14 protein-coding genes are annotated in these 14,685 nt (G+C 42.4%); 8 read left to right on the forward strand and 6 right to left on the reverse strand.

The features are described 5' to 3' along the window. Positions 1–6 precede the first annotated feature (6 nt). The 6 genes from ACT3RN_RS00065 to adk all read left to right on the forward strand — a co-directional run bounded on the left by ACT3RN_RS00065 (position 7) and on the right by adk (position 7,006). The gene (locus ACT3RN_RS00065) at positions 7–1,341 is read left to right on the forward strand and encodes a hypothetical protein (protein ID WP_192518284.1); all 1,335 of its coding nucleotides are present in this window, start codon (positions 7–9) and stop codon (positions 1,339–1,341) included. Positions 1,342–1,580: 239 nt separating this feature from the next. Beyond that, positions 1,581–3,611, forward strand: a complete 2,031-nt coding sequence (locus tag ACT3RN_RS00070) for a heme lyase CcmF/NrfE family subunit (RefSeq protein ID WP_192518285.1) — start codon at positions 1,581–1,583, stop codon at positions 3,609–3,611. A gap of 1 nt (position 3,612) precedes the next feature. Then, a complete protein-coding gene (locus ACT3RN_RS00075) occupies positions 3,613–4,263 on the forward strand; it encodes a DsbE family thiol:disulfide interchange protein (RefSeq protein ID WP_192518286.1) in 651 nt (216 codons plus the stop codon). An 11-nt stretch (positions 4,264–4,274) separates the two neighbouring features. After that, entirely contained in the window at positions 4,275–4,823 is a 549-nt protein-coding gene (locus ACT3RN_RS00080) for a cytochrome c-type biogenesis protein (protein ID WP_192518315.1), read from the forward strand. Continuing rightward, entirely contained in the window at positions 4,820–6,100 is a 1,281-nt protein-coding gene (ccmI, locus tag ACT3RN_RS00085) for a c-type cytochrome biogenesis protein CcmI (protein WP_192518287.1), read from the forward strand. Before ACT3RN_RS00080 ends, ccmI begins: the two co-directional genes overlap by 4 nt. Positions 6,101–6,352: 252 nt before the next feature. Then, the gene (gene adk, locus ACT3RN_RS00090) at positions 6,353–7,006 is read left to right on the forward strand and encodes an adenylate kinase (RefSeq protein WP_192518316.1); all 654 of its coding nucleotides are present in this window, start codon (positions 6,353–6,355) and stop codon (positions 7,004–7,006) included. A 214-nt stretch (positions 7,007–7,220) separates the two neighbouring features. Here adk and secB read toward each other — a convergent pair whose 3' ends face one another. The 4 genes from secB to rsgA form a co-directional block, all read right to left on the reverse strand. Next, positions 7,221–7,676 (reverse strand): protein-export chaperone SecB, encoded by a 456-nt coding sequence (secB, locus tag ACT3RN_RS00095; RefSeq protein ID WP_192518317.1) that lies wholly within the window; start codon positions 7,674–7,676, stop codon positions 7,221–7,223. 143 nt (positions 7,677–7,819) lie between these two features. Next, the gene (gene grxC, locus ACT3RN_RS00100) at positions 7,820–8,083 is read right to left on the reverse strand and encodes a glutaredoxin 3 (RefSeq protein WP_192518288.1); all 264 of its coding nucleotides are present in this window, start codon (positions 8,081–8,083) and stop codon (positions 7,820–7,822) included. A gap of 397 nt (positions 8,084–8,480) precedes the next feature. Further along, positions 8,481–8,942, reverse strand: coding sequence for a rhodanese-like domain-containing protein (locus ACT3RN_RS00105; RefSeq protein WP_192518289.1), 462 nt, complete (start codon positions 8,940–8,942; stop codon positions 8,481–8,483). A gap of 139 nt (positions 8,943–9,081) precedes the next feature. After that, a complete protein-coding gene (gene rsgA, locus ACT3RN_RS00110; RefSeq protein ID WP_192518290.1) occupies positions 9,082–10,185 on the reverse strand; it encodes a ribosome small subunit-dependent GTPase A in 1,104 nt (367 codons plus the stop codon). Between the two features lie 239 nt (positions 10,186–10,424). On the opposite strand from rsgA, the gene orn reads away from it, so the two are divergent. Next, on the forward strand, positions 10,425–11,012 hold the full coding sequence (gene orn, locus ACT3RN_RS00115; RefSeq protein ID WP_192518291.1) for an oligoribonuclease: 588 nt from the start codon (positions 10,425–10,427) through the stop codon (positions 11,010–11,012). Between the two features lie 107 nt (positions 11,013–11,119). Here orn and ACT3RN_RS00120 read toward each other — a convergent pair whose 3' ends face one another. Together ACT3RN_RS00120 and ACT3RN_RS00125 are read right to left on the reverse strand one after the other, a co-directional pair. After that, on the reverse strand, positions 11,120–11,974 hold the full coding sequence (locus tag ACT3RN_RS00120; RefSeq protein WP_192518292.1) for a UDP-2,3-diacylglucosamine diphosphatase: 855 nt from the start codon (positions 11,972–11,974) through the stop codon (positions 11,120–11,122). A 102-nt stretch (positions 11,975–12,076) separates the two neighbouring features. Next, positions 12,077–12,592 carry a peptidylprolyl isomerase gene (locus ACT3RN_RS00125; RefSeq protein ID WP_192518293.1) on the reverse strand — a complete coding sequence of 172 codons (516 nt, stop codon included), beginning with the start codon at positions 12,590–12,592 and terminating at the stop codon, positions 12,077–12,079. A 275-nt stretch (positions 12,593–12,867) separates the two neighbouring features. Between ACT3RN_RS00125 and ACT3RN_RS00130 the strand changes: the two genes are divergently transcribed. Continuing rightward, positions 12,868–14,607 (forward strand): glutamine--tRNA ligase/YqeY domain fusion protein, encoded by a 1,740-nt coding sequence (locus tag ACT3RN_RS00130; RefSeq protein ID WP_192518294.1) that lies wholly within the window; start codon positions 12,868–12,870, stop codon positions 14,605–14,607. The last annotated feature ends 78 nt before the right edge of the window (positions 14,608–14,685 follow it).

Here is a 14,685-nt window from a genome sequence, read left to right on the forward strand (position 1 = left end):
TAAATCATGGACCCAACTTCATTGTGGCAGACGATAGCTGAACACCCAGAATTTTTTGCCATGCTAACGATTCCTCCTGTGACCGCATTTGTCACATGGATACATGTGTGGATGGCACTAAAAATGCTGTTTTACCCCATTAAATTTTGGGGTGTTCGTATTCCAAACCTACCTTTTTTTGGGTTGCCAGGTGTTGGTTGGCAGGGTATTGTTCCACGCAAAGCTGGCAAAATATCAGGTGTCATCGTTGATCAAACGTTATCAAAGCTTGGCTCACTTGATGAGTTTTTTCAGGCGATGGAACCTAAGCAGCTGGCGACATTTATCACGGATACTGTTGATAATAACCTTGAAGCACTGATTGACGAGATCATGTTAGATCATTCGCCAGGACTGTGGGGTAATTTGCCTTATGCAATCAAACGCCGTGTTTATGCCCAAGCGCATCAAGAATTACCTAGTATTATGCAGTCTTTAGTGACGGACTTGACCCAACATGTCGAAGACCTGGTTGATATGCGTCGAATGATTGTCAATACGATGGAGAGTGATCGTCGTTTGATGGTTAATATGTTTTTAAGAGTGGGCCAAAAAGAAATCGATTTTATTTGGCATATTAGTGCTTTTATTGGCTTGTTCTTTGGTATTACTCAAATGTTTATATTTTTGCTAGTGCCGCAACATTGGACGGTACCATTTTTTGCAGCAATTTGGGGGTTTCTCACCAACTGGATTGCTATCTGGATGGTGTTTAATCCAGTAGAGCCGCGCTTTATATCCTATGTGAAGTTTTTTTCTGTGCAAAGTCATTTTCCCTTTATCAAACCGCAGTTGCCACGTATTGAAAAGTATCGTTTGCAAGGCGGTTTTATGAAGCGTCAAGAAGAAGTTTCTGAGGTTTTTGCTGAGATTGTTGTAAAAGATTTGGTCACGCTTGAAAACATCATGAATGAGATGATGTATGGTGATCGTGCTGTGCAAACGCGTGAGTTGATGAAATCGCATTTATATACAGTATTAGAGTCACCTGTTATTAGTACGACGTTGCGTGTGAGTTTAGGTCGACGTGAATACGGTCAATTAAAAAATACGATTATTGATAAGTCAATTGTAGCAACAATGGTGCCACTGCGTGATCCTGAATTGAATGAAAGTCGTGCTAGTAAAATATTTGGGCTGTTTCGTGACCGTATTCGTGCACTGACGCCAAATGAGTTTCAAAATTTATTACGTCCAGCTTTCCGTGAAGACGAGATGACATTGATTGTACTTGGTGGGTTGACCGGATTTTTGGCTGGCTGGTTGCATCTGGTGTTAGTGTTTTTCCCCGCAGTTCAATGATAAGTATCTTTTTATGTTGTTTACACACATCACATACAGAGTGGATACAAGAATGTGACAAGTTGGCGCTAATGTACCATGCTGTAAAGGTCTCGAATTACACAGGCTGGTGGCGATAATCATCGCAGTCATACATACAGCAGTCATAAATATTAGATGTTCTAGATATTTTAAATGTCTTAAAATTCCAATCCCTAAAATAAACTATGACCGTATTAAGGTAAACAAGGTTAGACCGTATGTTAATCACAGAATTGGGTTATTTTGCCTTGCTGGCCGCCTTTATGTTGGCGATCTTGCAGGTGGTATTGCCGACCGTTGGCGTCATGCGCGACCATGTTGCATGGCAGCGTCTAGCACCAAGCCTAGCATGGGCACAGTTTGCTGCAATGATCACATCATTTGGCGCACTGATGGCAGGTTTTTATTACAATGACTTTAGCCTTGTCTATGTCACGCAACATTCTAATACATTGTTGCCTTGGTATTATAAACTGTCAGCAACGTGGGGTGGACATGAAGGTTCATTGCTACTTTGGATGACTATTATGGCCACTTGGTGTGCGTTGGTTTCTTATTTCAGTCGCGGTTTACCATTGTCGATGCGTGCACGAGTCTTGGTTATCTTGGCAGGTGTGCAGATGATGATGCTAGCGATGCTTATCTTTACCTCATCGCCATTTGATCGTACATTGCCTAATTTACCTGTTGATGGTGTGGATCTAAATCCTGTGCTACAAGATTTCGGTTTGATTATTCATCCGCCTATGTTGTATATGGGTTATGTGGGCCTGGTCGTGCCATTTGCTTTTTGCATGGCTGCATTGTGGGAAGGTCGTTTAGATGCGGTATGGACACGCTGGTCGCGTCCATGGGCGCTCGCTGCTTGGGGCTTTTTGACAGTCGGTATCGCACTTGGCTCGTGGTGGGCTTATTATGAGCTAGGCTGGGGTGGTTGGTGGTTTTGGGATCCAGTAGAGAACGCCTCACTGATGCCATGGCTAGCTGGTACTGCTTTACTACATTCACTTGCGGTAACTGAGAAGCGTGGTGTCTTTAAAGCATGGACCATCATGCTAGCAATTTTTGCTTTTGCGCTCAGTTTGCTAGGTACATTTCTTGTGCGCTCAGGTGTGATTACCTCTGTGCATTCGTTTGCCGCTGATCCAACACGTGGTTTGGTGATCCTTGTGATTCTTGGCGTGATTATCGGTGGCGGCTTATTTATGTTTGCTGTCCGAGGCTGGCGTTTGACTGTTGAAAGTCAATATCAATTGATTTCACGTGAGTCTTTTTTAGTTATCAATAACGTCATCCTGTTGATCTCAACCTTAGTCGTCTTACTTGGTACGTTATATCCTATTATTGCTGACTCCTTTAATTTAGGACAAGTATCCGTCGGTCCTCCGTATTTTAATGCGCTGTTTGTGCCATTGACTTGGTTGATACTGGTCGCAATGGGTATGGGATCCAATATTCGCTGGAAAAAAGACAGCCGACCGCTATTGGGTTCTGGTACGGTCATTGCGGCAAGCAGCATTGTATTGGCAGCGATTATCACCTATTTCGTCAGCCCGTCTGCGATGCTCAATATCGGCGTTACATTGGCAGTTAGTTTTTGGGTATTGTTCTGGATGGTCGTAGACTTTAAAGACAAAACTAAAAATGCACCTAGTTTCTTCAAAGGTTTACGTCAGTTACGTCTCAGCTATTGGGGTCAGCAGACCGCTCATATCGGTGTAATTGTGGCGGTTATCGGTGTTGCGTTTACCAGCACGTTGAGCATTGAGCGTGATGTTGCGCTTGGGCCAAATGATAGTGTTCATGTTCAAGGTTATGACTTTACCGTCAAGGGCTTTAGTGAAATAAAAGGCAGTAATTTTGATGCCACGCAAGCTGAAGTTGACATCACCAAAAATGGTGAGGCTGTGACAACACTATACCCTGACAAACGTAATTATATTATTAGTATGATGCCGATGACCGAAGCCGCTATTGATGCCAGTTTGATGCGCGATGTTTATGTGGCACTTGGTGAGCCTATTGCCGAAGGTAGTAATGAATGGGCAGTACGCATTTATGTTAAACCGCTCATTCGCTGGATATGGCTTGGCGCGCTGATTATGGCGTTTGGTGCATTATTGAGCATGTTTGATAGTCGTTATCGTATCAAGAAAATCAAGACGCCTGCACAAATAGCGGCGAATAAAGCAGGATTTTCGACTGTTGCCGATTTAGAAGCAGCCACTATGAAAGCGGGGGATAAGTAACATGAGTACATCAAACCATACCCCTGATCAGCACGATAAGAAAAGCAGCAGTAAAACCATAAACAAAAAGCAACTTAAGTTATGGTTTTTAATACCGCTCATTGTTTTCTTCGGATTGGTCGTTATGCTGTACATGCGTCTGGGTAAGCCAACAGAAATTGTTACTAATACCGCGCTTGAACGTCCAGTACCAACTTTTGAGCTACCATTATTGTCAGATACCAGTCGTATCATGACCAACGCGAATTTGCCCAATCAGCCTTTTTTGATGAACATATGGGGCTCTTGGTGTCCTACCTGTATCATTGAGCATCCTTTTTTGATGCAGCTAGAAGAACGTGGTGTCAATATAGTAGGCGTTAACTATAAAGATGAAATCGGTGATGCTTTGGGGTATTTGAACCGAGGTGGCGATCCCTTCTCAATGTCTATTCAGGATTTATCCGGTCAGTTTGCTTTAGATTTAGGTTTAACTGGTGCGCCCGAGACTTTCGTTGTGGACGGTGAAGGTATTATTCGCCAGCACATTATTGGTGAGATTAATGAAAGTAACTGGCAAAGCCGTATTACACCTTGTTTGATGGTACTCAATGACGCTAATAATAACGACGTTACTCCAGAGTTAAGTCAGATTGAGGAGGCGTGTAAATGATTGCTCATCAAATGAAGGCAGGGTTGTTAACGCTAGCAGGCTTTATTATAGCTGCTCTATTGAGTGTGACCAGCTATGCTGCGATTGAAGTCTATGATTTTGATTCTCCACAGCAAGAAGCGCAATATCGTGGTCTCATAGAAGAGCTACGCTGTCCAAAATGTCAGAATCAAAACTTAGCAGGCTCTGATGCACCTATTGCTCAAGATCTGAAACAAAAAACCTATGACTTGATAAAAGATGGTCGTAGTGACGGTGAAATACGTGCCTATATGCAAGAACGTTATGGCGATTTTATCAGTTATAAGCCACCTGTACGCCCATCAACATGGATATTGTGGTTTTTTCCGCCATTATTGCTCATCATTCTATTGATAGGCTGGTTTTGGCAAAGCAAACGACGCCAGCTTGTTGTTAGTGGCGAAAGTGGCGTGTCAGCGAATAATACTGCTACGGCACTGTCTGCTGCCGAAAAAGCTGAACTGGATCGCTTGTTATCACGTGCTGATAGCAATGATAAGAAAGATCAGGACATCACCAGTCTCGAGGACAAAAAATGACCATATTTTCTACTGTGGGCTTATTTATCTCTATAAGTTTACTTATTGCCTTAATACTTGCTGTGATTGTTATCATGCCGTGGTTAAGAGCGCCTCGTTCGCAACAGAAACAGATAGACAATCAGCTGTTAGATATTAATCTTGCTGTATTTCGCGAGCGTTTAGCGGAGCTAAAAACAGATAAAGATAGTGGTACTATTGATGACAGTCATTATCAAAATCAAAAACTTGAGCTTGAGCGTCAGCTGCTAGATGCTCAACGTGATGTCACACCGATGGTTACACCTGGTATTAAAAGTCGACTGATTATTATTGTTTGGGTACCTGTATTGACAGGTATGTCTTATCTGATGGTTGGTGACCGTACACCTGTATTTGAACTTTGGACAGCTGAAGACAAAGTTGCTCAAGTTGCTGATGATTTGTTGACGGGTAAAATTGATCAGCCACCTGCTTGGGCAGTCGAAGATGGTCAGCAGCTGATCAGTGCTATGCAGACCAATGTATATCGTCATGCTGATGACCCAGATCGCTGGATGCGTCTATCTGAGTTGTTCTTATCATTAGAAGCGACAGATTCGGCGTTAGAAGCGTTGTCACGTGCTTATCGTTTATCACCAGAAAATGAAGAGATTGCGACAACTTACGCACAAATTAGCTTTTTTGCTAATAACGGTCAGCTAGATGGTAATAGCCGCCGAGTATTAGAAGGTGTGTTGGCCAAAAATCCAGGTCATGAAGGCGCGCAAATGCTCATGGCAATGGGTGAGGCTCGTAGTAGTAATTTTGATGAAGCACAAGGTTGGATTACGCGTCTACGTGACAGTATTTCTGCCAAACCAGGTGACCATACCCAAGCACTGGCAAGTTTAGATGAGTTAAGTGCTAGCGTAGCTAATCAGCGTGCGCAAGCGTCTGAAGGGGTTGAAGTTACTGTGAAGGTAAGTGCTAGCTTGTTACCTTTAGTCAAGGGTGATGACGTGTTGTTTGTGGCGATACGAGATGTTAATGGTGGACCACCATTTGCAGCTAAGCGCTTACCAATTAGCGTTATTAAGCAGGGCGAAGCCAATATTAGCCTAAGCGATTTAGATGCGATGATGCCTGAACGTACGTTAAAATCTGCGCGAGATGATAAAGTTCAGTTAGCCGTCATCGCACGTATTAGCCATAGTGGTACAGCCACTGCAGAGACAGGAGATTTGTCAGGAAACCCTGTTGTTATTGGTCCTGAGCAAACTGAGGTCAATGTAGAAATTAGTCAACAAATCCCATGATACACTCAATCTATTGTAGGTTTGTTTTGCTGTGAGACTCTATAATATAAGCGCTATCGCCAGATATAGTATCGTGCAACTGTGTTATATGAACAGATAAGTCATGGTCACGTATCATCGCAAATAATTAAAGTACTTGAGCTTTGCAAAGCCACAAGGTAAGGTAGCTTTGCAAACAACCAATCCCAACGTTCAATCCCAACGTTGTATTAGTCCCAAAATCCTATCTATTAAGAGGAGAATCGTATAATGATGCGTATTATTTTGCTAGGCCCACCAGGCGCAGGTAAAGGCACTCAAGCCCAATTCATTTCGAAGGAATATGATATCCCGCAAATTTCAACAGGTGATATGCTGCGTGCAGCGATCAAAGAGGGTAGCGAGCTGGGTAAAAAAGCCAAAGATATCATGAATGCTGGTGGCTTAGTTTCTGACGACCTCATTATTAACTTAGTGAAAGAACGTATCGCCAAGCCTGATTGCGTAAATGGCTGTATCTTTGATGGTTTCCCACGTACGATTCCACAAGCTCAAGCGCTTGCAGATGCAGGTGTTGCCATTAATCATGTGGTCGAGATTAGTGTTCCTGATGACGAAATCGTTAACCGTCTGTCTGGTCGCCGCCAGCATCCAGGCTCAGGTCGCGTCTATCATATCCATCATAATCCACCTAAACAAGAAGGTTTAGATGATGTCACTGGTGAAGAATTAATTCAGCGCGAAGATGATAAAGAAGCCACTATTCGTGATCGCTTAGCGACTTATCATGAGCAGACATCAGCTTTGGTTGGTTTTTATCAAGACAAAGCAAAAGAAGGTGCTGATGCGCCTAACTATGATAAATTTGATGGTACGCAAGGTATCGATGATGTGAAGCAACAAATTTTATCAGCACTAAAAGGCTAATCATTCATTTTAGATGATTGATGACGCTAGCGCAGACCCTGCCCATTATTTATTGGCAGGGTTTTTTTATACCTAGTGATAAAAAAGGTTGTTTCTATAAAGAATAGGTGTCTAACAAAGCACAAATAACAGAGCACAAAAAAGCCGCTAACTCATGCATAATAAGTCAACGGCTTTTAGATGCTGTTATCTTGATATATTATCAATCCAAGATCTAAGCGTTACCCTGCGCACCGACTTGTGCTTGCTGCTGGCTTTGCGCGTAAGCTTGATCAAAGTTTACAGGGGCAAGTAGTAGTTGTGGGAAGCTACCACGTGTGACGATGTCACTGATGACCTCACGAGCATATGGGAATAGCACATTAGGGCAGTAGGCACCTAGGATTTGACCAATTTGGTCTTCTGGAATATCTTTCAATAAGAAAATACCTGCTTGATGAACTTCAGCGATAAACGCTGGCTCTTCAGCATTTTTTGCGGTAACGCTCACGGTCAAAATGATTTGATAATGATCATCATCAAGCTTTTCTGCGTTGCTAGACAGGTTGATATCAAGCTCTGGGTTCCACTCTTTGGTAAATACGCCAGCACCTGGCACTTCAAGTGACATGTCTTTTACGTAAATACGCTCTAGTGCCAATTGTGGTTGTGCTTGTTCTTCAGCCATAATAATTCCTCTAAAATTGAATCAAATAATTAAGAAAATATAATTGTAATATAAATCGAGACTGAATTTGGATATTTCATCTCGATATTTTTATCACCAGTTTCACTATCTATCTTTATAATAGTTGAAGACGGTAAAGTAACGGATTAACCTGCTAATAGCTCGTCTAGTTTACCTTGTTGGTTCATTTGATTGAGTTCATCAAAACCACCAACAAAGGTATCGCCAATGAAGATTTGTGGCACAGTACGATAGTTATTGGTTTTTTTCATTAATGCTTGGCGCTCTTCTCTGCTTATGTCGTGCATACCAATCTCTTCATAATCTACGCCTTTATTTTGTAATATTTTTTTGGCATTTGTACAGTATGGGCAAATAGGCGTAGTATATACTTTAACAGATACAGTCATGGTAAATCCTTATTTATAAGTGTGTATGAGGCAAGGGGTTAATTATAATTAGTTTGGTAAACTATCATAGTTTACGCCTTGTTATAATATGTCATCCATAAGTAATGCCATTCACAAAAATGAGTTCAGCAAGCAAAATGGGTGTAAATACTACACATGGTAGACTAGACAATTTTGATACGGCTAATGGTATTTTTAGGGTTAGTGTAAAGGGTAAATATATTTTGTGCCGCTTATTACTACAGTGGGGATGAGCATCGCGAATTCAAGATGTTGTCGCATAAAAGTACGGCAGGTGAGCATAAATATCACAAAAAAAAGACACCCATTGATAAGGTGTCTTTTTAATTGTTATTACCAATCCACTGCTAATAATTGATACTGGTAGAAGGCTACTCTACTTATGTAAGCTGGGTTTGGCTTTATTTTTGCCTTTACTTTTTGACTTAGTATCTTTTAACTCCACCAGTGGCATGCCTGAGGATTTCCAGCCACCGACACCACCTTCTAAACGGTAGACATCATCTTTACCGATCATCTGGATTGCAGCGCCTGCTTGCACGCCTATATCACATACAATGATTACTGGCTGTTCTATCGCACGAATTTCTTCTAGGCGATCTTTTAGCACAGTAAAAGGTATGTTGCGGCTACCTTGAATATAGCCTGACTCAAACTTCTTTTTTTCACGAATGTCGATAAGCTGCGCATTTTGCGAGTTCACCATCATACCAAGAGTGTTGGGCGATATTTTTTTGCCGCTACGTTTGCTTTCAATCGTAAAAAACATGACGGCAAGTACGGCTAATATACCAAATAAAAACGGGTGATTGCCCAAAAAATCCAGCGCACGTTCCAAACCATACCTCCAAGAAAATAAGTGTTCTATTAAGCTGAGATATCAGCCTAACGATATTGAACAAGGCGCTATTATACCGATTAGACCATCCAGAGTAAACGTGCGATAGACAACCTAGCAGTTAAGCGTTAATAAGACCTTAATAAGGCTTGGTATCTGCTTCTTCTCTGAGAGTGACAAGGTTTTCGACACGGCGCTGTAATACGTCACCGTTAGCCACTGCTTGCCATAACGCACAACCTTTACTGTTATGAGTATGACGACAATCCCGGAACTGGCAATCACCTGCGAGTGGTGCAAGCTCTATGAAGCCTGAGATAATATCGTCAGGACTTAAGTGCCAAATACCATACTCACGGATACCAGGGGTATCGACGATACCGCCTTGGGTCAAATCATTTGGGTGAAAAGGTAGTAAACGGCTGGTCGTCGTGGTGTGCTGACCGAGTTTTGAGTTCTCAGAAATAATATTGACGCTCTGTGCTGACTTTGGCAATAGTGCATTAATTAGGCTGCTTTTACCGACGCCAGACTGACCAGCAAAGATAACCAGCTTTTTATCTATATAGTGTTTTAGCTCATCAAGTCCTTGCTGGTCAGTGCTGTCTGCAATATTTTCAGGACAGTCTACTGACGTGAGCACGCTCTCATAACCGAGTGCGGCATACTGCGCTAGTAGTTCATTGGTATCTACGCCGTTTTCTTGCGCCAGTAGATCGGCTTTATTGAGCACCAATAACGGCTTTACACCAGCGTGATGACAAACGACTAAATAACGATCAATAAGCGTTGGCGCGGCAGCAGGCAATGGGGCAAAAACAATGGCCAAAATATCAACATTGGCGGCGACGGGTTTGAGCTTATGATAGCGATCAGGACGCGACACAAGCGAGCTACGTGGTTTGACGGACTCGATACGTCCAAAACCTGTATTAGAGTCCGCAGTCCAGCGTACTTGATCACCTGCTGCCAACATTGGCAGGTTGGTACGTACGTGACAGCGCCAGATATCATTTAATTCAAGCGTCTGCCAAAACGGTTCAGGATCGTCAGGGGCAATCTCTGGCTGTACGGGTATCACAGCTGGCAAGCTAGTGACCTGTACTTCCAGTTGTTTGCCATAATGCGCCATGACCACGCCATCCATCAAACTGTCATCGATACTGTCTTGACTGTCCAATTGTTGTTTATCGATGCGACGAATCTGCTGTTTGGTCAGTTTGCGCTGCCTGATTAATGCCATGGGTTTTGACCTATTAAAAAAATATTGCTAAGTGTAGCGTGAAAATTTGCTAACATACAGCCTAAAGCGCCTATACCAGACGGTGGTTTTGTAATGTTTTAATTTTTAAACGCATTATAAATTGGTAAGCGCAAAATAATATCATTTGAGCATGACCATTTATAGATGGTTTATCTAGTTAGAATTGCGCCAACGTTGAGCCAATGTTGTGCCAAAATTTATTTACCATAGGATAAAATATGAGTACCGATGACCATCCCAATAAGATTAAAATCAAAAACCAAGGCAAAAAAGGGCTGGTATGGATTGACCTAGAAATGACCGGACTCGATACCCTAAACGATGAGATTATCGAGATTGCTACTGTCGTAACTGACGAAGATTTGAACATACTTGCTGAAGGCCCTGTGTTTGCTATCAAAGTATCGGACCAAGTCTTAAATAAGATGGATGACTGGAATACCAAGCAACATGGTCAGTCAGGGTTGGTCGATCGTGTGCGCCGTAGTACGGTGACATTGGCAGAAGCAGAAGCAGAGACCATTAAGTTTTTAAATAAATGGGTCGATAGTGGTAGATCACCAATGTGTGGCAACTCAATTTGCCAAGATCGCCGTTTTATGGCACGTCAAATGCCAGAGCTTGAACGTTTTTTCCATTATCGTAATCTCGATGTCTCATCAATCAAAGAGTTGTGTTTCCGCTGGCGCCCTGATATTTTACGAAACTTTGAAAAAGGTGGTAGTCACTTAGCGTTAGATGATATTCGCGACTCTATTCGTGAGCTAAAGCATTATCGTCAGCACTTTTTTAAGTTAATTCCTTAAAACATAAAGCGTTTTAGATACAAGCTAACAGTGACAAAATGGTAAAAAGGGTCAACTCATAAGTGAGCTGACCCTTTTATATATCTGAAGTACACTTAAAACATATATCAAACGAGTGTTTTAAACTCAACCAATTCAAATTCAGCATTATTACTACTAAAGCTATCATGTGTATTTTCGTTGCCTGTCACTGCGCCAATCACCGCACTGACTTTTGGCTGGCGTGTATCCTTGTCTAACAATCGCCAATCGCCTAAGACATAACGTTTCTTATCAGCAGTCGCCTGATGAATGTCTGGACGATGTGTGTGCCCATGTAATAGAGCATCACTATCAGTGATTGCTTGTATCACGGCGTCCTCGTTGACATCCATAATATGAGTGGCTTTTTTGGCATTGTTTTGCTGGCTTTTTTGGCGCATTTTTTCAGCGATAGCCAAGCGTTTCTTTAATGATTTATTGAGCAAATACCATTGAGTCAAACGATTGCGCATTATTTTGCGAAAAAACTGATATTTCTTATCATCGGTACAGAGCGCATCGCCATGCTCTAAGCGATAACTTTGCTGCCCGACATTTAGGGTGTATGGCTCATAAATAAGCTGACCACCGAAGAGGTTGCAAAACGGTTGATCTAATAAGAAATCACGATTGCCATGCATCACTAAAATCTCACAGCCAGCTACTCGCAGTGCTTTTAACTTCAAGATAATCGTAGTGAGCCAGTGGTTCTGGCGCTCATCCTCTGATAATGATAAGTAAACGTCATCACCTAGCCATACTTCGAACCAATCACCCAAGATAAATAAGCGTTTTAGCTTAGGTAAGGCAAGACAATCATCAAGCAGTGCCAAAAAAGCCTGCACTAAGGCAGGCTCTTCAGGCGATAAATGCAAATCGCTAATCAATACTTGTCGCACCTCATGAGGGCGGGTTGTAATTAGGTGGTCAAAACTTTGCATTTATCCTTATCCTCGTAACTTATAAGAGTGTGTTTTTTGAAATACTCTCTGAATAAGTGCTTACTGAATAATATCTATCAAATAATAATTAACTGTCAATTACTATTGAGAGACAATAGTCGCTGAGTTGATCACTACTGGCTCTTTTGGTACATCAGCATGCATGCCGAAACGACCAGTAGGAACGCCTTTCATTTTTTCAATCACATCCATACCGCTAGTGACTTTACCAAATACGGTGTAGCCCCAACCTTGCATGTTTTTGCCAGTGTGATTTAAGAAGCCATTGTCTTTTACGTTTATAAAGAACTGGCTAGTCGCTGAATGCGGGTCTTGTGTACGTGCCATCGCAATCGTACCAGCATCGTTCTTTAGACCGTTGTCAGCTTCGTTTTCAATTGGCGCATTGGTTGGTTTTTCGTTCATTTCAGCGTCCATTCCGCCGCCTTGAATCATGAAGCCATCAATGATGCGATGAAAAATCGTACCGTTATATTGACCAGATTTTACATAGTTCAAAAAGTTTTCTACGGTTTTTGGTGCTTTTTCTGCATTGAGTTCGATAACGATCGCACCCATATTGGTATCTAGTTCTACTACTGGTGGCATGTCTACCATGTGATATTCCTTGTTGGTTGCAGCGCCTCAAGTGACGCTGTCAAGTGGTGGCTAAAAGTTGGTGGTTAAAAAGTTATGGCTAGTCTAACGGCTTTTTTAGTCTGTGTCATGTATCAGGCTGTTAATGCCTTTGCAAAAGCTGATAGAATAACGCAACTTTATCCCTTTTTATTATAATTTTTTGATGACCTGTTTTTAATGGTTTGGTTTGAATATTCCATGATGTGTGATGGCACGCATCGTGAACTGATAATTTGCGTTAGGAGCAATGCCCGATGAGTGATAACTCAAGCAACAATGCACAAAAAGACGAACAAAAAAACGATTTTATTCGTAATATCATTCGTGACGATGTCAATGCGCAAAAACAGCAACAAATCGTGACGCGTTTTCCACCTGAGCCAAACGGCTACTTGCATTTGGGTCATGTAAAGTCTATCTGTTTAAATTTTGGTGTGGCTGAAGAGTTTGATGGTGTGTGTAATTTGCGTTTTGATGACACCAATCCGACAGCAGAAAAGCAAGACTTTATCGATAATATCGAAAATGATGTTAAATGGCTTGGGTTTGAGTGGGCAGGTGAAGCACATCATGCGTCAGGCTATTTTGACCAGTTGCATGCTTGGGCAGTACAACTGATTGAGCAGGGTGATGCCTATGTCGACTTGCAATCACCTGAACAAATGAAAGAAAATCGCGGCTCATTTAATGAGGCTGGCACGCCATCACCACATCGTGACGCTAGCGTTGAAGAAAACTTAGCGCTCTTCAATGATATGAAAGCGGGTGAGTACGCTGAGGGCAAGGCTGTGTTACGTGCCAAGATTGACATGGCAAGCCCCAACATGAACATGCGTGATCCTGTCATCTACCGCGTCATGCACCAAGCGCATCATCAGACTGGTGACAAATGGTGCATCTATCCGATGTATGATTTTGCCCATCCGCTCTCTGATGCACTTGAGGGTATTACTCATTCATTGTGTACATTAGAGTTTGAAGACCATCGCCCGTTCTATGATTGGGTCATTGAAAAAGTTGGTTTTGCCACGCCGCCGCACCAGTACGAGTTCAGCCGCTTGAATGTGGATCATACGTTGACCAGTAAACGCAAACTTAAGCAGTTGGTTGACGAAAGTATTGTTAGCGGTTGGGATGATCCACGTATGCCAACCATCGCTGGCATGCGGCGTCGTGGCTATACACCAGAGGGTTTACGTGATTTTTGTGAACGTGTGGGCGTGACAAAAGTAGATAGTGTGGTTGATTTTCGTTTATTAGAGTTTAGTATTCGTCAATCATTGGAGACGACGACTGCACGTGGTATGGCGGTACTAAAGCCGTTAAAAGTGACGATTACAAACTTTGCGGAAGCGGTTAGCAGCTGGGAGTCACAAAAAGCCGATAGCGTCATTGCACGCTTTGATGATGATTCGCAGACTTTATGGCTCACGCAGCCAAAGCATCCTAATGTCGATATGGGCGAGCGTGAAATCCCGTTCACTGAGACCATCTATATCGATCAAGGTGATTACGAAATTGTACCGCCAGCAGGCTACAAGCGCTTGTCACCCGAAAAACCTGAAATTCGCCTACGTAATACTTATGTATTGGCCGTGACTGAGCATATTACTGATGAATCTGGCAATGTGGTCGAGCTAAAAGCCACGATTGACCCAACTACCTTGGGCAGCAATCCTGAAGGTCGTAAGGTTAAAGGTGTCATTCACTGGGTATCAGCCAGTCAAGGCGTGCCAGCAACGGTACGCATGTACGATCAGTTATTTAGTGTTGAAGATCCAAGCAGCGTTGCTGACGTCCATCAAGCATTGAATCCTAATTCGTTGATTGAACTCAGTGCGGTGGTTGAGCCATCACTTGCCAATGCTGATGCTGGTACGCGTTTCCAGTTTGAGCGTGAAGGTTACTTTATCTCTGATAGCGAAGACCACAGCAAGGATAAACCGGTCTTTAATCAAATTGTTAGCTTACGTGATAGTTATAAGCCTGCTTAATGGGCAGTATAAATAACTTTTATTTAAGGCAAGACTAAACAATAGTAGTTTGCAAATATACCCATTTCTAGTACGCTA

The sequence above is a fragment of the Psychrobacter sp. AOP5-GZ1-6 genome (assembly GCF_052376345.1).
In the GTDB taxonomy this organism is placed as follows: Bacteria; Pseudomonadota; Gammaproteobacteria; order Pseudomonadales; family Moraxellaceae; genus Psychrobacter.